Here is a 17,711-nt window from a genome sequence, read left to right on the forward strand (position 1 = left end):
CCTGTCTGCCCCGTCTGCCATCGACCCGGGCAGAGCCGAGCAGATCATCGGCAGGGCCGCCAGGCTGGGTGGTGTTGGCGGCGGCTTGATCGGGTGTCACGGGTCTGCTGGTCACGTGGGGTGCGCCGGGCTGCGGTCTCGTGGGTGGGCGCGTGTTTCTGGTTGCGCTGCGGGGTGTTGGTATCTGTTCGTTGGTGGCGGCCCTGCCGATGATCTGCTCCCCGTGGGGCGGGTCGATGGCAGACGGGGCAGCCAGGCGGTCACTTTTGTGTGCTTCGCACACGACCCAAGGTCAAAGGCGTGGGGGCGGGGCGGGGCGAGGCGGGGATATGGGTGAAATGCGAGAAAGTAGCGAGGGTGGGGGGCGTCAGGTGAGGCGTAAGCACGCTATTCGGCGCGGATGACGTGCACATGCCTCACCTGGCCGTTGATCTATCGGCCGTTGGTGATTGATGACAGCGCCGACGTGCCGACAGCAGGGGATCATTTCCTAATATTTCCGGCGACGCTCGAAGTGATCGAGCCGTAGCTGCGCCGTTCCCACGATGGGCAACGGGCGGGGAGCATGCGGGCCCTCACCGCCGCGGGAACGGGGACGTGGCGGTGCTGATGGTTGCCGCGCCGGCCCGGCGCATACCATCATCGCGGACTGTGGCCGTGGCTGAGGAGGCATGAGATGGCGGACCTGGGTGTCCTCTCCGCCCACCTGCTCGCCGACTTCCAGCGGCAGCTGCACACGCGTGTGGCGGACGCGGGCTTTGACGGCCTCCGTCCCCGCCACGGCGCTGTCATGGCATACCTGGACCTCGGCGGCACGCGCGCCAGTGACCTCGCCGACCGCTCCGGCGCCCATAAGCAGGTTATCGGCACGCTTGTCGACGAGCTTGAGACGCTCGGCTATGTCGCCCGCCAACCGGACCCGGCTGACCGCAGGGCGAAGCTCGTGGTTCCCACCGACCTCGGCCGCCGCCAGATCGCCGCCGCACGCGCGTTCGTCGCAGACATCGAGCGTTCCTACGCCGAGCGGATCGGTGCCGACCGCTTCGCGGCCTTCCGCGATGTCCTCACCGCACTCGCCGCCCCCACCCGGCCCTCGCCGTAACGCACGACAAGCCGGTCAGCACGGGCAGACGTAACGCATGACGAACCGGACAGCCACGGGCAGAGATAACGCACGACCAACCCGGCCGGCGCGGGAAGACTCAACCCACGACGGACCGGGCAGCCGCGGGAAGAGATAACGCGCGACGGAAGAACCCAGTCAGCTGCAGGCAGACATACCCCACGACGAACCGGACGGACGCGGGCAGACGTAACGCACGACCGACCCGGCCAGCGCGGGCAGACTCAACCTACGACGGAGCAGTCAGCCGCGGGTAGGCGTAACGCACGACCAACCGAACAGCCGCGGCCAGGCGCAACGCACGACCAACCCGGCCGGCGCGGGAAGACTCAACCCACGACGGACCGGGCAGCCGCGGGAAGAGATAACGCGCGACGGAAGAACCCGGTCAGCCGCGGGCTGAGATCAGGTCGGTGCGCGGGCAAGCAGGGCCTCGGCGACGACCAGGTCCTGCCAAGCCATGCCGGAGCCCTTGAAGAGAACCGGGCGCCCGCCGGAGACGGGGACCACACCACGGATGACGTCGCTCATCGGAAGCAGCCGGCCGGGGGCGCCGTCGGCGAGCGCCATGATGATGTCGCCGCATTCCCGGAGCGCGGTGGCGCGGTCCTCGACGATCACGGTGGCGCGCGCGACCAGGGCGGTGTCGACCTCGCGGGCATCGGGCTCGTGAGAGCCGACCGCGATCACGATCGCGGTCTCGCGGAGCAGCGCCGAGTCGAACAGCGGAGTCCGGGCCGTAGTCGCGCACACCACCACGTCGGCGACCTGAAGCGCGGCATCGACCTCGGGGGTCCCGACTCGGTGCACGATTACCGATGCCGGGAAGGCGCCGGCCGTGCCTGCCGGGTCCGGCGTCCCGCCGACCGGCGCCGGACCCGCCGATGTCTCACGGACCGGCACAGCGCCGACCGACTCCACACGGCCAGACCCCGCACGAACTGACTCCGCACGGCCCGATCCCACACGGTCAGACCCCACACGGCCCGACTCCACACGGCCCGACTCCACACGGCCAGACTCCACAGGGACTGACTCCGCACGGCCAGACTCCGCACGGCCAGACTCCACAGGGACTGACCCCGCACGGCCAGACCCCGCACGGCCAGACTCCGCAGGGACTGGCCACGCAGGGACCGGCGGCAGGGTTCCCGTGCGGGTCACCACGGTGACGGAGGCAAGGGCCGTCACGTCGGCGAGCGTGCGCACATGCCCCACCGCCTGCGGGCCCGCGCCGAACACCACCACGTGCGGCGCTGCCGGCAGCAGAGCCGAGACGGCCGCCACCGACACGGCCGGGGTGCGGAGCGTGGTCAGCGCCGTACCGTCGATCAAGGCTTTGGGGTGGAGGGTTTCGGCGTCGAAGATGACGTAGAGGGCCGCGATGCGCGGAAGGCCCCGCGACGGATTGTCCGGCGCGACAGTCGCCAGCTTGACTCCGGCATGGGTGGCGGACTCGGCGGGCATCAACAGCAGGTTCCCGTGCGTGAGTGGCACGTTCGCGCGCGGGAAGCCCGCTGCCGGGTCGAGCCCGTCCCGGAGCGCCGCGAGCACGGCGGACACCGCTTCACCCGGGCTGAGCAGCGCGAACACGTCGGCGGCCGACAGGTAGGGGATCATCGGAGCACGAACCCGGGGGTCATCGGGTCGTCCGGGTCGATCACGAACTCGTGTGTGCCCGTGGGATGGGCCATGCCGGTGATCACCGGCAGCACCTCGGACGTCCCCGAGTAGCACGCCACGAACCGGGATCCGACGATCGACTCGTGAAGCAGTGTGTCGCCGGGGGCGAGCGCGCCGGTCGCGGCGAGCGTGGCGACGCGGGCGGCGGTCCCGGAGCCGCACGGCGACCTGTCCACCTGGCCGTCCGCGAAGATCGTCACGTTGCGTTGGTGCAGCGGACCGTCGACCTGCTCGTGGAAGATCACGCCGTAGATCCCGCTCAGCCGGTCGTCGGCCGGGTGCCGCGCCGCCGGGTGGTCAGCCAGCCCGGCCTTGATCTCGCGTCCGAGAGCGATCAGTGACACGAGGTCGGACGACCGCACCGCGAGACCGACGTCCGCGGCCGGTACCTGGGCATACAGGGCCCCGCCGTAGCTGACGGCCACGGAGACCGGTCCGCGGGAGGTGGGCACCGTGACTGATGCCGATACCAGGAACGACGGCACGCTCACGAAGTCGACAGCAGTCACCCGGCCGCCGGTGGTGTGCACGCGCGCGGTCACCCGCCCGGACGGCACGTCGATCACCACGTCCGTCACGCCGTCGTCGGGCGCCGGGACCCGGCCGGTCCTGACCGCCCATGCGCCGAGCGCGATCGTGCCGTGGCCGCACGCGGTGGAGAATCCGTCCTTGTGCCAGAAGAGCACTCCGAACTGTGCGCCCGGATCGTCCGGCGGCACGATGAAACCGCCGTACATGTCCGCGTGGCCGCGCGGTTCGTGGCACAGGACCCGGCGCAGCCCGTCCACGGCGGCGTCGCCGATCGCGAACATGCGGCGCTCGGCCACTGTGGCGCCGTCGATCGTCACGGGCGGCGACGCCACGATCCGGAACGGCTCGCCGCCGGTGTGGTAGTCCTCGGTGCGTACCGGATAAGCGATCATGGTCCCATCCGACCACAAACGGACATCCCACGGTCCGGCGTGCTGACGCGGCCGGCGGGCGACGAACTGACCAGGGGGTCAGGCTTTCTTGGCGAGCGACATGTACTTGACGGTGTCGCCGTCCATGTCGAAGGTGATGGTCCAGCCGCGGCCCGCGGGCATGCGGTAGGAGCCGTCGGAGGCCTTGGCCAGGCCGCGGTTCTCGTAGGCGGCGAGCAGTTCGGCACGCTTGGAGCCGCGCTTGATGCCCTCGGCGGTGGCGGCGTCCTTGGGGGCGGCAAGCGTGTCGAGGGTGCCCCGGCGGAACGCGGCGCCGCCGGCGTCGAGGAAGGCCTCCAGACGCTCAAGCGTGCGGCGGGCCGAGTCGGCGTAGATCTGGGCCGCGTTGGCGTTCGCGTCGGCGGAGGTGGACGTGTGGTTGTCCGCCTTCGCGACCTCGTCCTCGAGCTTCAGGTCCTCGGCCATCTTCACCGGGTCGGGCGCGGGGCCGCCGGCGAACGAGTAGACGTTCTTGTTCTGCACCGTGGAGATCGGGTCGGGGTGCAGGTCGCCGGTGGCGAGCGCGTCCTCCTCCCCGATGTCGACGGTGAGGTGGCCGAAGCCGTCCGGCCCGAACGGCAGCGGCGCGGAGGCGGCGACCGGAGCGAGCACGGGAGCGCCCGACGCGCCGGTCCCGCCCGCTTCGGCCGCGGGCGTCGTCGTGCACGCGGCGGCAAGTGTGCCGGCCATCGCGAAGCCGAGCGTGCCGAGCAGTGCCCGGCGCCGCCAGCTGGTGTGGGTCTCCCCCTTGATCATGTGGCGCAGCGTAAGGTCGGGCCACAAAGCGTCCACACCGGACCCATTCGGTCAAAACCGCTGGTCAGACGTGTTGCAGGCCGGTTACCGGGGTCATCTCTCACACCATTTTTTCACTAGATCGTGACCAGCTTTTGACCCTACTCAGAGGTAAGTACACATGTTCGATGCTCCGCGTGGCCTCACTGAACACGCAGAGTAATCAGCGCGCCCTTGCGTCCCGCCCGTGCTGCTGGTCAGATGAGTCGGTAGCTGGTCATCTGACGTCTGGGGGTGGTGGGCGTGAAGCTGTTGCGGGTCGGGCCGATCGGCGAGGAGCGGCCGGCGGTGCTCGGCGACGACGGCCGGCTGCGGGACCTGTCCGGCGTCGTGCCGGACGTGGACGCCGCCTTCCTGGCTGCCGGCGGCCTGCGCGAGATCCCCGCCGGCCTGCCCGTCCTTGAGCCGGACGGGCTGCGCATCGGCGCACCCGTCGCGCACGTCGGCAAGGTCGTCTGCATCGGGCTGAACTACCGGGACCACGCGGCCGAGTCGGGCGCGCAGGTGCCGTCCGAGCCTGTGGTGTTCATGAAGGCCGCGGACACGATCGTCGGACCTTTCGACACGGTGCTCATCCCGCGCGACAGCGTGAAGACCGATTGGGAGGTGGAGCTTGCCGTGGTGATCGGGCGGACGGCCGCCTACCTGGGCTCGGACGAGGAGGCGAAGTCCTGCATCGCCGGGTACGCGATCGCCAACGACGTCTCGGAGCGGGAGTTCCAGCTGGAACGCGGCGGCCAGTGGGACAAGGGCAAGAACTGCGCCACGTTCAACCCGCTCGGCCCGTGGCTGGTGACCGCGGACGAGATCGCCGACCCGCAGAACCTCGGGCTGCGGCTGTGGGTCAACGGCGAGCCCAGGCAGAACGGCAACACCCGGGACCAGGTCTTCGGCGTGTACGAGGTGGTCCGCTACCTGTCCCGGTTCATGACGCTCCACCCGGGCGACGTGATCAACACCGGCACTCCCGCGGGTGTCGCGCTCGGCCGGCCGGAACCCAAGCCGTACCTGCGTGCCGGTGACGTGGTGGAGTTGGAGATCGACGGGCTCGGCCGGCAGCGCCAGACGTTCGGGGCGGCCTGAGATGCGCGAGTTCGACGGGATGTCCGCGCTGATCACCGGCGGCGCGTCCGGCATCGGTTTGGCCACCGCCCGCTGGCTGTCCGAGCGCGGCGCGCACGTGGCCGTGCTGGACCGGGTGCTGGAAGGACTGCCGGAGTCGATCATCGGCTTCACCGCGGACGTCACTGACGACGAGGCGGTGCAGGCGGCCGTGGAGGGCGCGGCCGAACGGCTCGGCGGGCTGGACGTGCTCGTCAACAACGCGGGGATCGGCGCGGTCGGCACCGTCGAGGACAACGACGACCTGGAGTGGGCGCGCGTGTTCGACGTGAACGTGACAGGCGTGGTCCGGGTCAGCCGCGCCGCGCTCCCCCACCTCCGCGAGTCCGCGAAGGCGTCGATCGTGAACACCTGCTCGATCGCGGCGCACGTGGGCCTGCCGCAGCGTGCGCTCTACAGCGCCACCAAGGGCGCGGTGCAGTCGCTGACGCTGGCGATGGCCGCGGACCACGTGCACGAGGGGATCCGGGTCAACTGCGTCAACCCGGGCACCGCGGACACGCCGTGGGTACGGCGGCTGATGTCGCAGACGGAGGACCCGGCCGGGGCCCTGGCGGCGCTGGAGTCGCGGCAGCCGACCGGACGGCTGGTCTCGGCGGACGAGGTGGCGGCCGCGATCGCGTACCTGGCCGGGCCGCACTCCGGGTCGACGACCGGCGCGGTGCTCGCGGTGGACGGCGGCATGCACGGGCTCCGGCTGCCGCCGCGGCCCGCCTGACCGTGGCGCTTACCGACGCCGCCATCGCCCGGATCAAGGACATGATCCTCTCGGGCGAGCTGCGGCCCGGTGACCGGCTGCCGAAGGAGTCCGACCTCGCGGAGCGGCTCGGCCTGTCCCGCAGTTCGCTGCGCGAGGCCGTGAAGGCGCTGACGCTGATCAAGGTGCTGGACGTGCGTCAGGGTGACGGGACGTACGTGACGAGTCTGTCCCCCGCGCTGCTGCTCGACGCGCTCGCGTTCGTGGTCGACTTCCAGCCGGACGCGAGCGTGCTGCAGTTCTTCGAGGTCCGCCGGATCCTGGAACCGGCCGCGACCGCGCTCGCCGCGACCCGCATGTCTGGCCTCGACGAGCTGCGCGCCCTGGTCGACGACCTGGACCGCCTCGACGACCTGGACGCCGTGGTCGCCAACGACCTCGAGTTCCACCGCCGGATCGCCGCAGGCGCGGGTAACGACGTGCTGTACTCGCTGGTCGACGCGCTGAGCGGCCCGACCGCCCGGGCCCGGGCCTGGCGCGGGCGCACTCAGGCGGACGCGCTGGATCGCACCCGCCGCCAGCACCGGGCCATCCTGGACGCGATCGCCGCCGGCGACCCGGAGCTGGCACGGTCCTGGGCGACAGTGCACATCGCGGAGATAGAAGAGTGGCTGCGGCGCACGGTGTGACGGCTGTTGCCGCCGTCTGCTGCACTGAGAGTCGTGGATCCGATACAGATTCATCCCGCCGCGATCACTCTGGGATTCCTCCGCGTCACCTCCTGGGGGTTCACAGTGCTCGCCCTGCTCTGGATCTTCGCTGACGATCGGATGCGCCCCGCCGCCGACCTGGTGCTCGGCCCGAATACCGACGTGATCGGCGGGCTGCTCGCGGTCTGGCCGCTGTTCGCCTGGGCCGCCGCGTTCGCCCTGTTCGCGGTCGTGATGGCCGCACGGGTCGAATACGGGCCACCACCCCCGCCCGGCATGATGTTCGGCCGCGGCATGTGGCTGAGCCTCAACGCCGGACTCTTCGAGGAGCTGCTGTTCCGCTGCATCCTCTTCATCATCATGCCGCCGGTCCTGACCGCGCTGAACACGATCACCTTCGGCCTGATCCAATGGCTCTACCAGACGCTGCTGATCCCGCTGGCCGACTTCGCCACCCTCGGCCTGCTGGAACCGCACCTCACCGGCGCCTCATCGTGGCTGCTCGCCGCCGCGCTGCTGACCGTCAACGGCCGCTTTCGCAACAGCCACTCGTACCTCGGCTGGCTCGGCTGGGTCAACTCCTGGTATGTCGGCATGACCATGTTCTACCTGACCTTCGGCCACGGCCTCCTCGCCGCCATGGTCGCCCACGCTCTCTACGACGCCATCCTGATGCTCGGCGGCACCCTCACCTCCTGGCTCCGCTGGAACGACCTGACCAGCCCTTCCATGCGCTACTAGCCCACCCCGAAATCGATCTTCCCACTCGGTGGGCGGCCCGGCCCGCACGCTCCCGCGGGCCGCGGTCCCGTCGTGGCCGGGACACCCCCGATCACCTGCCAACCGCGCGCAGCCGGACAACAGGGCCGGGAGCACGCGGGCCGGAGCACCGAGGGCGGGCTGACAGTTGACTGACGGACGTACGGAAGCGAGGGATTTTTCGGATTTACGCCGCTTGCGGCCGGTAGTGGTGGTCGGATGGGGCCATGACGCGCAGATGGACAGCCGGCCTCGCGCTCGTGCTGGCGCTGGCCGGGTGCGGCGGCGACCCCGCGGACGTCGGAGCGCCGGATCGCGGCCTGGTGGGACTCGCGATGCCGACAAAGGGTTCGGATCGGTGGATCGGCGACGGCGAGAACATGAACGCGCAGTTCTCGCTGCTCGGATACCGGACGTCGCTGCAGTACGCGGACGATGACACAGGCGTGCAGATCTCGCAGATCCAGCAGATGATCGACGATGGCGCGAAGGCGCTCGTGGTCGGCGCGATCGACGGGACCAAGCTGAAGGACGTGCTGGGGAAGGCCGCGGCCGCGAAGATCCCGGTCATCTCGTACGACCGGCTGATTCGGGACACGCCTGATATCGCCTACTACGCGACGTTCGACAACTTCAAGGTCGGCGTCATGCAGGGTACCTACATCGTGGAGACGCTGCGGCTCGGGCGCGGCGGCGGGCCGGCGAACATCGAGCTGTTCGCGGGCTCGGCGGACGACAACAACGCCACGTTCTTCTTCAACGGCGCGATGAGCGTGCTGACGCCCTACATCCGCAGCGGCGCGCTGACCGTGCGCAGCGGCGAGACCGCGTTCGCGGAGGTGGCCACCCAGCGGTGGGACGGCAAGGTCGCGAAGGAGCGGATGGCGCGGCTGCTGCGCACCACGTATGCCAACCAGCGCGTCAACGCCATCCTGTCGCCGTACGACGGCATCACCCGCGGCATCATCGAGGCGCTTCGTGAGGGCGGCTACGCCGCTAACGCGCTGCCGGTGCTGACCGGCCAGGACGCGGAGATCGACTCGGTCAAGCTGATCGCCGGCGGACAGCAGGGACAGACGGTCTACAAGGACACGCGCGAGCTCGCGAAGGTCGCGGTGCAGATGGTCAACTCGCTGGTGACCGGCGGCGACCCGATCGTGAACGACACGAAGCAGTACAACAACGGGGTCAAGGACGTGCCCACATTCCTGCTTCAGCCGGTGACCGTCACCAAGGACAACTATCAGCGGGTCCTGGTCGACGGCGGCTACTACACGGCCGCACAGATTTCGGGGTGACATGGTGAGCAGATTCCTCGACCTCTCGGTACGCACGAAGCTGGCGATGCTTGTGGCTGCGTCGCTGCTTGCGCTCGCGACCTGCATGACCGTCACGATCATCAGCGATCGCCAGGCGGACCGGGCGAGCGCCCAGCTGGAGAACGTCAACGAGGCCAGCGCGCTCGTGCTCCGCCTGGACCAGCTGGCCAGCGAGCTCAAGGTCAGCGGCCTGCAGGCGGTGGTCCGCGCGGACCCGGCCGCCCAGTCCGGCCTGCTCTCCGCGCACGTGGCGCAGGGCGAGGAACTGCTCGGCGAGCTGGACGCGATCCCGCTTCCCGGCAACCTCACGTCCGCGGTCGAGCGGATCAAGACGGTCTACGCCGACTACACGCAGGTGATCACGCGGTTCGTGGCGAGTGCGGTCGCGGAGCAGGCGCAGGCACGGCTGGCGTGGGAGCAGACCGACGTCGACAACTACCTGACGAGCGCGGTCCTCGACAACGAGCGGCAGCTGTTCTCGGACACCATCGAGCGGGAGGACGCGGCCCGGATCTCGGCCGCCAGGCGCGCGCTCGTCATCATGTGGGTGACAGTGCTGCTCGCGGCCGTGGTGCTCGCCGCGTTCGCGTACCTGGTGGTGCAGTCCGTGGTGCCGCCGCTGTCCCGGGTGCGGACCGCGCTCGCCGCGATGGCGTCCGGTGACCTGACCGTGGCCGCCAACGTACGTTCCCGCGACGAGGTCGGCCAGATGGCGCAGGCGCTCGAGGAGGCGCAGAAGGACATCCGCAGCGTGGTCGCGGCCGTCACCGAGGCCGCACACTCGGTCGCGTCGTCCGCCGACCGGATCTCCACGACGTCGAGCACCATGTCGCAGTCGGCCGCGGACGCGTCCGGCCAGGCGCTCAGCGTCGCGGAGGCGGCCGCGCGGGTGTCGAGCAACGTCGACGCGGTCGCGAACGGCACCCAGGAGATGGGCAGCGCGATCCGCGACATCGCGCACAACGCCACCGAGGCGGCCCGGTTCGCCGGCCAGGCAGTGCAGGTCGCCGAGACCACCACCGCGCAGGTCGGCAAGCTCGGCGAGTCCTCCGACCAGATCGCCAGCGTGATCAAGGTGATCACCGCTATCGCCGGCCAGACGAACCTGCTTGCGCTCAACGCGACGATCGAGGCCGCCCGCGCCGGCGAGTCCGGCAAGGGCTTCGCCGTGGTCGCCGGCGAGGTCAAGGAGTTGGCGCAGGAGACCGCGCGGGCCACCGAGGACATCGCCCGCCAGGTGGAGGCGATCCAGACCGATACGGCCGGCGCGGTGACCGCGATCGAGGAGATCAGTCACGTAATCGCGCAGATCAGCGCGTTCCAGACCACGATCGCGGGCGCGGTCGAGGAGCAGACCGCCACCACCAACGAGATGAACCGCAGCATCGCGGCGGCGGCCGAGGGTGCCAGTGGCATCGCGGCAAACATCTCCGGCCTGGCGGACGCGACCCAGGTCACCACGGCCGGTGTGGACGACTCGCAGTCCGCAGTCACGGACCTGAGCACGATGGCGCACCGCCTGGAGAACCTGGTGTCGCACTTCCGGTACTGAACTCCTGAACTACAGTTTCGTCATGCTCCGCAGCGACGCCGAACTCAACCGGGACCGCATCATGATCGCGGCCCGGGACGTCTTCTGCGAGGCCGGCACGGACGTGTCCGTCGACCGGATCGCCCGCCGCGCCGGCGTCAGCGTGGCCACGCTCTACCGCCGCTTCCCCACCAAGCAGACGCTCATCGACGACGTCTTCGCGGACGTCTTCCACAGGTGCTCCCGCGACTGGCAGGCAACCGCCGCCGACCCGGACCCGTGGCCCGCGCTCGCCGCCCGGATCCGCTGTTTCGCCGCCGCCCAGGCCGGCGACCGGGCCTACTCGGCCATGCTTGTCTCCCAGCTCGCGGACGCGATGCGCTCGCCGAAGGTCTCGGAGTCGCTTGCCCTGTCCGACCTGGTCGCGCGAGTCACGGCGAGTGGCCTGCTCCGCGCCGATTTCGGCATGCACGACGTGCTGCTGCTGGTCACCGGCAACGCGGGCGTGATCGCCGCCGCCGGCCCGGAGCACGCGGCGGCCGCGTCTCGCCGCTATGTGGAGACGATGCTGCGCGGCTTCCTGGCCTGACCCGTCACACAGGGGTCGGCGGGAGGGGGAGCGGGAGGCCGGGGAGTCCGTCCAGGCTTGTGGCGATGTGGTCCTTCCCGGTGAAGTAAGCGTTGAGGGACTCGTCGTCCTCGCGGGCGAAACGGCGGGCGTGCAGGTCGCGGTCGGCGTCGTAGGTCATGAACGGGACGGCGTAGCCGCAGGTGTCCCGGATCAGGTCGGCGTGGACCACGATGATTGCGCGTAGGCCGTTCTTGGTGGTGTCGATGCCGAAGTGGGCGACGAGGCCGGGCCAGCGGGCGTCGTCGCGGAAGACCGGCTCGCCGCGGCCGTGCACGCGGACGATGTTCGGTGGCCCTTCGAACGCGCACCACATCAGCGTGACTCGGCCGTTCTCCCGCAGGTGGGCGACCGTCTCCGCGTTGCTTCCGGCGAAGTCCAGGTAGGCGACGGTGTGCGGGTCGAGGATGGCCAGCGAGCCGCGCAGGCCCTTCGGCGACAGGTTGATCGTCCCGTCCTCCGCGAGTGGCGCGGTGGCAGTGAAGAACATCGGCTGCGCTTCGATGAATTCGCGCAGCCGCGGCGTGATCTCGTCATACGTCTTCCCCATGTCCACAGGCTCGCGCACCGCCGCCGCCAGGTCCAGCCGCGCACGCGCCGACCCGCGCAAGGATCACGCCAGGCAAGTCGTACCCCCGTGGTCTCGTCGGTAGCACCAGGGGACTACGGGGCGGTGAGTCCTGCGGGGTGACGACCGGGTACGAGGCGGGCCCCTAACGTCCGGCGCATGGGGATGACTGTGGTGGCGCGGCGGATCGAGGCGGGGACGCCGGCGGGGCGGGACCGGGCCGTGGACGCGTTGCGGGCGGTGGCGATTCTCGGGGTGGTGCTTGGTCACTGGCTGGTCACGGCGCTTGTGGCCACGGGCGGCGGGGTGGTGGTGGCGAGCCCGCTCAGCTACCTCGCCGGGTTCACGCCGGTCTCCTGGGTGTTCCAGACACTTGCCGTGTTCTTCCTGGTCGGCGGCAGGGTCTCCACGATCAACCGTGATGTCCGCTATCGAGAGTGGCTTGTGGCGCGGCTGTGGAGGCTTGTGCGTCCCGCGCTGGTCCTGTTGGCGGTGTGGGCCGTGGTGGTGGCCGGTCTGCTGCTGGCCGGCGCCGGCGGGCGGACCGTGCACACGGTGCTCAGGCTCGCGGTCTCGCCGCTGTGGTTCCTGCTTGTCTTCGCGGGCCTGACCGCGGTGACGCCGCTTGTGGCGCGCCTGCATCCGGGCCTGCCGCTGCTGGCAGTGCTTGTCGTGGACGTGGTCCGGCTCGGGCTGGACGGCCCGGCCGCGCTCGGCTGGATCAACCTGGCGGCCGGCTGGCTGGTCCCCTGGTGTCTGGGCCTGCGCTGGGCGCGACAACCCATGATGCCACGGGGGTACGGATGGGCGCTGCTCATCGGCGGCGCCGCGGCGACTGTCGCGCTTGTGCACTGGGCCGGCTATCCCGCGTCGATGGTCGGCGTGCCCGGCGCGTTCTCGAACCTGAACCCGCCGACGCTTGCCGCGGTGACGTTCGGGCTGGCGCAGTGCGGGGCGGCGATGCTGCTGCACGGGCCGCTGGACCGGGCGTTGCGGCGTGCGCCTGAGGCGTGGGCGGCGGTGGCTCTTGTGAACCTGTCCGCGATGACGATCTTCCTGTGGCATCAGACCGCGATGATGGCGGTCACCGGCCTGACGCTTGTCACGGCCGGGCCGCTGCCGGGCCTGCACACGCTCCCGGACACACCGGGCTGGATCGCGGCCCGGCTGATGTGGCTGCCGCTGTTCGCGGCCGGACTGGCGCTCTGCCTGCTCGTTTTCCACAGGTTCGGGTCCGCCGGTGGAACCGAACCGCCCGTTCGTGCCACGCGGGCGGCCGGGGTGGGATAGGAAGAGGCTGTGCCGACAGGTGATCAGCCACGCATTCTGCTTGTGGACGACGAGCCGGATCTGCTTGACGGCCTGCGCCGTCAGCTGCGCCGCGAGTTCGACGTGGAGACCGCGGTCGGCGCCGCGAACGGCCTGTTCGCCCTCGGGAAGGGGGCGCCGTTCACGGTGATCGTGTCCGACTTCATGATGCCGGGGATCAACGGCGCACAGTTCCTCGCGGCGGCCCGGAAGGCGGCACCGTCCGCGACCCGGATGCTGCTGACCGGGCACACCAACCTCGCGGACGCGGCGAGCACAGTGAACCAGGGCGGCGTCTTCCGGATGCTTCTCAAGCCGGTCGAGCCGGAGACGATGGTCGCGGCGCTGCGGGACTCGGTGGCGCAGCACCGGCTTGTGGTCGCCGAGCGGGAGCTGCTTGAGCAGACGTTGCGGGGCAGCGTGCAAGCGCTGACCGACGTGCTGTCGCTTGTCAGCCCCGCCGGGTTCGGCCGGGGCACCAGGATGCGCCGGGTCGCGTCCGCGGTGCTGGACTCGGTCGAGGTGGAGGACCGGTGGGCGATGGAGCTCGCGGTCCAGATGTCCCAGCTCGGCGTGGTGTCGCTGCCGCCGCCGGTCGCCGCGCGGCTGGTCGCCGGCGCCGAGCTGAGCCCGGCCGAGCAGCTGATGGTCGACCGGATGCCGGAGGTCGCCGAGCAGCTGATCTCGCCGATCCCGCGGCTGGGTGTGGTGGCGGAGGCGATCCGGTACTCGCGCAAGGGCTTCGACGGGTCGGGGACGCCCGCGGACGGCACGGCAGGCGAGCGGATCCCGTTCGGCGGCCGGCTGCTGCGCCTGATCGAGGACCATGATGCGCTGCTGGCCCAGGGCGTCTCCCCGACTCTGGCGATCGCCACCCTGCGCTCGTCCGCCGGCCTGTACGACCCGGCACTGCTCGACGCGCTCGAAACGGCCGCCGCCACGGCCGGTGGGGTACACGGGGTCCCGCTGGCCGAGGTGCAGTGCGGCATGGTGCTCGCCGCGCCGGTGACCAGCCTGTCCGGGGTGCTGCTTGTCAACGACGGGCAGGAGGTGACGGCCGGCCTGCTGACCCGGCTGCGCAACTTCGCGGAACTGGAGGACGGGGTCGCGGAGCCGGTGATGGTGCTCGACGTCAGCCCGTCAGATCCCGCTCCCACCGGCTGATCGCGTCCCGGGTGGGCTGGTCAAGCGCGGCCTCGTCGAGCACGTCGTCGGCGCACGGCCCGCAGGCCGCGCCGAGCCGTGCCTCCACGACCCGGTGCGCAAGCGCCACGGCCGCGTCCGGGCCGGTCAGATCGCTGCGCGGGGCGGTGTGGCGGGCGACGGACGAGATCACCGCCGCCGGCAGGCCCCAGCGGCCGAGCAGGCCGGTGCCGACCTGGATGTGCGAGACCTCGAAGATCTCCTGTTCCCGGCGCTCCAGCGGGTCGTTGCCGGCCCGCCAGCCGTCAAGCGCCCGGCGGAAGTCCGCCGGGCGGGCCGAGGCGAGCACGAGCTGCCCGACCTCGTGCAGCAGGCCGGCGGTGAACGCGTGGCTCTGCCAGTCCGTACCGGCGCCGAGCAGCCGGGCCAGCCGGGAGGTCTCGATCGCGTGCCGGGTCAGCCCGTCGATCCAGTCGGCGGGCAGTGCGACGTCCTTGTCGAACACCCGGATCAGGTCGTGCATCATGATCAGGCCGCGCACGGTGTGCAGGCCGAGGAGCGCGACCGCCTGCCCGACGTCGCTGACGTTGCGGCCTGCCGTGTACGCGGACGAGTTGACCAGGTGGAGCACCTTCGCGGTGACCGCCGGGTCCCGCTCGATCACCGCGGCGACCTTGTCGGCGGACACGTCCGCCGAGTCGAGCGTGGAGAGGATCTCCAGCAGGGTCCGCGGCGGGCTGGGCAGCGAGTCGACGAACGCGACAGCGCCGTCTGTCGTCACCCGCACCTCGAGGAGCCGCTCGATCGTGCCGATCAGCTCCTCCGGCGTGGTCGGCTTGGACAGCATCTCGTGCGCCAGCACCATGATCCGGAGAAGGTTGTCCTCGTTCGTCTGGCCGGACAGGATCACCCTTGCCGTGCCCGGGTGGTCGACCCGGACCCGTTCCAGCAGCGCGGCGCCGTCCATGCCCGGCATGCGGTAGTCGGTGACGACCACGTCGCACGGCTTGTCGCGGAGCACGGCCAGCGCCGCTTCGCCGCTCTCGGCGAAGGACAGGTCCCAGCGCCGCCGGCACGGGCGGAGCATGCGGCCGAGACCCTCGATGATCATGGGTTCGTCGTCGACGAACAGCACGTGCGGCCGGTCCGTCACGAGGCCACCTCCGCCAGGCCGGTCGCGACCGGCAGCGCGAGCGGGAGCCGGACGGTGAAGACAGTTCCGGCACCGACCTCGCTCGTGAAGTCGATGGTCCCGCCGTGCCTGTCGGTCACGAGCGTCCGGACCAGCGACAGTCCCTGGCCGGTGCCGGTGCCGACCTCCTTGGTCGTGAAGAACTGGTCGAACAGTTTGTCCGCGATCTCCGGCCGCACGCCGGTGCCGGTGTCCGCGACCTCGATGACCACGTGCTCGTCCTCCACTCTGGTGGCGACCCGGATGGTGCCCCGGCCCCGGTCCGCGGCGGCGATCGCGTGGGCCGCGTTGACGAGCAGGTTCAGCACGACCTGGTTGATGTCGCCCAGGTGGCAGTAGACGGGCGGCAGGTCGGCCAGGTCCGTCTCCACGTCGGCCACGTACTTGATCTCGTTGTTCGCCACGACGAGCGTGTTCAGGATCGCCTCGGTCAGGTTCGCCGGTGCCTTCTGCTCGCCGCCGGGGTGGCCGAACGCCTTCATCGCCCGGACGATCCCGGCGACCCGGTGGACACCGTTGAGCGTCTGCGCGATCGCCTTCGGCACCTCCTCCAGCAGGTACTCCATGTCGATCTCCTCGGCCGTCTCGTCCATCGCCCGGATGCGCGCGGCGAGGTCGTCCGCGCTGCCGGACCGGTAGACGGTCCAGAGCCGCACCACGTCGGCGAACGAGTCCTGCATGAACCGCACGTTGTCACCGATGAACTGGATCGGCGTGTTGATCTCGTGCGCGATGCCGGCGGCGAGCCGGCCGACGGACTCCAGCTTCTGCGCGTGCCGCAGCTCCAGCTCAAGGCGCTGCCGTTCGGAGACGTCCCGCGCGGTGAACACGATGCTGCGGGAGCCGTCGTGCTCGTTCGCGTACTCGAGCAGCGCCTCCACCTCGAGCCACGGGCTGTCCTCCGCGCCCCGGATCCGGCACATCCGGGGCGGCCGGACCTCCGCCACGCGTTCCAGCAGCCAGTCGCGGTCCTCCTGGTGCACCAGGCCCCACAGCGAGCGGCCCACCAGGTCGGCGTTCGACCGGCCCAGCATGGACTCCGCCGCCGGGTTGGCGAACCGGATCGTGCCCGCCTCGCCGGCCAGCAGCAGCGCGTCCGGCAGGTGCGCGACGACCACGCTGAGCCGGGAGCGGATCAGCAGCTGGTCGAGGGTGAGCGCGGTCTCGCCGGCGAGCGTGATGACCGGGGCGGAGAGGTCGTCGTCCGGGCGGCGTTCGAACGCGAGGACAAGCATGCCGAACGCGTACTCGTTCGCCATCAGCGGCGCGAACGCCACCGCGCGGTGCGGGGGCAGCCGGAGCGCGCCGGTGAGCTCGTCCGCCGCGCCGTCCGCGACCACGGCGTACCCGCCGGTGCGCAGGATCTCCCGGGCCTGTGCGGGCAGCCGTTCCAGCTCGGTGACCCAGCCGGTCGCCTCGGTGCCGACCCGCCCGGTGGCCGCGATCACGTGCAGGGCCGGGCCGGCGACAGTGAAGATCAGGGCGGCGCTGGCCTCCCGGTCCAGGGCCAGCGCGGTCCCCAGCGCGATGTCCATCGCCTCCTCGCGGGTGGCCGCCGCGGCCAGCCCCGCGCCGGCCGACGCCATCGCGCTCTCCCGGGCGGCGGCGCGGTCCCGGGCGCTGCTGCCGCGGGCGAGCACATGGTTGACGGACAGCGCCAGCAGCCCGGTCAGCAACAGCGAGGCCATGGTGCCGGGGCTCGCGTGCGCCACCACGACGCCGGAGATCATGATGCCGGCCAGCACGGCGGCGGCGAGGAGCTTCTCGCGCAGCCCGCCGTACAGGGCGCGGAAGTTGACCCACATGAAGCACAGGCCGATGGTGCCGCCGAAGTCGGAGGCGCCGGCCACCATCAGCACGCAGAGCCCTTCGGGGATCCAGCTCCAGGCCGGGAACCGTTGCCACCGGTAGCCGGCGTAGCACCACACCAGCAGCATCACGCTCACCGCCACGGCCACCGAGATCCGGCGTCCGTCGACCGCCTCGATACCCCAGAAACCAAAGACCGGCCAGGCCATCAGGAAACCGAGGAAGAGGCTTCGCACCTGCCCGAGCATGGTGCCGGTGCCGCAGAGCAGCCGTTCCAGCCGCAGTCTCGAGTACCACACCACGGCCTCCTCCGGCGCAGCGCGACGTGCACACCTGGCATCCGTACCATCGGCGGCGGTTGT

At 70.9% G+C, this 17,711-nt stretch carries 16 protein-coding genes; 10 read left to right on the forward strand and 6 right to left on the reverse strand.

Features of this window, described 5'->3' with window-relative positions:
- The first annotated feature begins 676 nt into the window (after window positions 1–676).
- Window positions 677–1,102, forward strand: coding sequence for a MarR family winged helix-turn-helix transcriptional regulator (locus ACIA8K_RS33430; protein ID WP_396066586.1), 426 nt, complete (start codon window positions 677–679; stop codon window positions 1,100–1,102).
- A gap of 426 nt (window positions 1,103–1,528) precedes the next feature.
- On the opposite strand, the gene ACIA8K_RS33435 is transcribed toward ACIA8K_RS33430, so the two are convergent.
- The 3 genes from ACIA8K_RS33435 to ACIA8K_RS33445 all read right to left on the reverse strand — a co-directional run bounded on the left by ACIA8K_RS33435 (window position 1,529) and on the right by ACIA8K_RS33445 (window position 4,524).
- Window positions 1,529–2,743, reverse strand: a complete 1,215-nt coding sequence (locus tag ACIA8K_RS33435) for an ornithine cyclodeaminase family protein (protein WP_396066588.1) — start codon at window positions 2,741–2,743, stop codon at window positions 1,529–1,531.
- Entirely contained in the window at window positions 2,740–3,729 is a 990-nt protein-coding gene (locus ACIA8K_RS33440; protein ID WP_396066590.1) for a proline racemase family protein, read from the reverse strand. The genes ACIA8K_RS33435 and ACIA8K_RS33440 overlap by 4 nt, the downstream gene beginning before the upstream one ends.
- A 78-nt stretch (window positions 3,730–3,807) precedes the next feature.
- The gene (locus ACIA8K_RS33445; RefSeq protein WP_396066592.1) at window positions 3,808–4,524 is read right to left on the reverse strand and encodes a hypothetical protein; all 717 of its coding nucleotides are present in this window, start codon (window positions 4,522–4,524) and stop codon (window positions 3,808–3,810) included.
- A 282-nt stretch (window positions 4,525–4,806) separates the two neighbouring features.
- Here ACIA8K_RS33445 and ACIA8K_RS33450 point away from each other — a divergent pair, with 282 nt between their 5' ends.
- The 7 genes from ACIA8K_RS33450 to ACIA8K_RS33480 all read left to right on the forward strand — a co-directional run bounded on the left by ACIA8K_RS33450 (window position 4,807) and on the right by ACIA8K_RS33480 (window position 11,290).
- Window positions 4,807–5,646, forward strand: coding sequence for a fumarylacetoacetate hydrolase family protein (locus tag ACIA8K_RS33450; protein WP_396066595.1), 840 nt, complete (start codon window positions 4,807–4,809; stop codon window positions 5,644–5,646).
- Window position 5,647: 1 nt separating this feature from the next.
- Window positions 5,648–6,403 (forward strand): SDR family NAD(P)-dependent oxidoreductase, encoded by a 756-nt coding sequence (locus ACIA8K_RS33455; protein WP_396066597.1) that lies wholly within the window; start codon window positions 5,648–5,650, stop codon window positions 6,401–6,403.
- Between the two features lie 2 nt (window positions 6,404–6,405).
- Window positions 6,406–7,071 (forward strand): FadR/GntR family transcriptional regulator, encoded by a 666-nt coding sequence (locus ACIA8K_RS33460; protein ID WP_396066600.1) that lies wholly within the window; start codon window positions 6,406–6,408, stop codon window positions 7,069–7,071.
- A gap of 33 nt (window positions 7,072–7,104) precedes the next feature.
- Window positions 7,105–7,833 carry a hypothetical protein gene (locus tag ACIA8K_RS33465; RefSeq protein WP_396066602.1) on the forward strand — a complete coding sequence of 243 codons (729 nt, stop codon included), beginning with the start codon at window positions 7,105–7,107 and terminating at the stop codon, window positions 7,831–7,833.
- A 245-nt stretch (window positions 7,834–8,078) separates the two neighbouring features.
- Complete coding sequence (gene chvE, locus ACIA8K_RS33470) at window positions 8,079–9,149, forward strand: multiple monosaccharide ABC transporter substrate-binding protein (protein WP_396066604.1); 1,071 nt, start codon at window positions 8,079–8,081, stop codon at window positions 9,147–9,149.
- A gap of 1 nt (window position 9,150) precedes the next feature.
- Window positions 9,151–10,722 (forward strand): methyl-accepting chemotaxis protein, encoded by a 1,572-nt coding sequence (locus ACIA8K_RS33475; RefSeq protein WP_396066606.1) that lies wholly within the window; start codon window positions 9,151–9,153, stop codon window positions 10,720–10,722.
- A 22-nt stretch (window positions 10,723–10,744) separates the two neighbouring features.
- A complete protein-coding gene (locus ACIA8K_RS33480; protein ID WP_396066608.1) occupies window positions 10,745–11,290 on the forward strand; it encodes a TetR/AcrR family transcriptional regulator in 546 nt (181 codons plus the stop codon).
- Window positions 11,291–11,294: 4 nt separating this feature from the next.
- Here the strand turns inward: ACIA8K_RS33480 and ACIA8K_RS33485 are convergent, their stop codons facing one another.
- Window positions 11,295–11,879: a pyridoxamine 5'-phosphate oxidase family protein gene (locus tag ACIA8K_RS33485; protein WP_396066610.1), complete on the reverse strand. Its 585-nt coding sequence runs from the start codon at window positions 11,877–11,879 to the stop codon at window positions 11,295–11,297.
- Between the two features lie 177 nt (window positions 11,880–12,056).
- Between ACIA8K_RS33485 and ACIA8K_RS33490 the strand changes: the two genes are divergently transcribed.
- Together ACIA8K_RS33490 and ACIA8K_RS33495 are read left to right on the forward strand one after the other, a co-directional pair.
- Window positions 12,057–13,187 (forward strand): acyltransferase, encoded by a 1,131-nt coding sequence (locus ACIA8K_RS33490; RefSeq protein WP_396066612.1) that lies wholly within the window; start codon window positions 12,057–12,059, stop codon window positions 13,185–13,187.
- A gap of 9 nt (window positions 13,188–13,196) precedes the next feature.
- Entirely contained in the window at window positions 13,197–14,369 is a 1,173-nt protein-coding gene (locus ACIA8K_RS33495; protein ID WP_396066614.1) for an HD domain-containing phosphohydrolase, read from the forward strand.
- Here ACIA8K_RS33495 and ACIA8K_RS33500 read toward each other — a convergent pair.
- Both ACIA8K_RS33500 and ACIA8K_RS33505 read right to left on the reverse strand, forming a co-directional pair.
- On the reverse strand, window positions 14,338–15,501 hold the full coding sequence (locus ACIA8K_RS33500) for an HDOD domain-containing protein (protein WP_396066616.1): 1,164 nt from the start codon (window positions 15,499–15,501) through the stop codon (window positions 14,338–14,340). The two genes, ACIA8K_RS33495 and ACIA8K_RS33500, sit on opposite strands and share 32 nt — an antisense overlap.
- Window positions 15,498–17,648 (reverse strand): nitrogen regulation protein NR(II), encoded by a 2,151-nt coding sequence (locus tag ACIA8K_RS33505; protein ID WP_396066618.1) that lies wholly within the window; start codon window positions 17,646–17,648, stop codon window positions 15,498–15,500. The genes ACIA8K_RS33500 and ACIA8K_RS33505 overlap by 4 nt, the downstream gene beginning before the upstream one ends.
- Between the last annotated feature and the right edge of the window lie 63 nt (window positions 17,649–17,711).

It is taken from the genome of Catenuloplanes sp. NPDC051500 (genome assembly GCF_044454585.1).
Lineage (GTDB): Bacteria > Actinomycetota > Actinomycetes > Mycobacteriales > Micromonosporaceae > Catenuloplanes.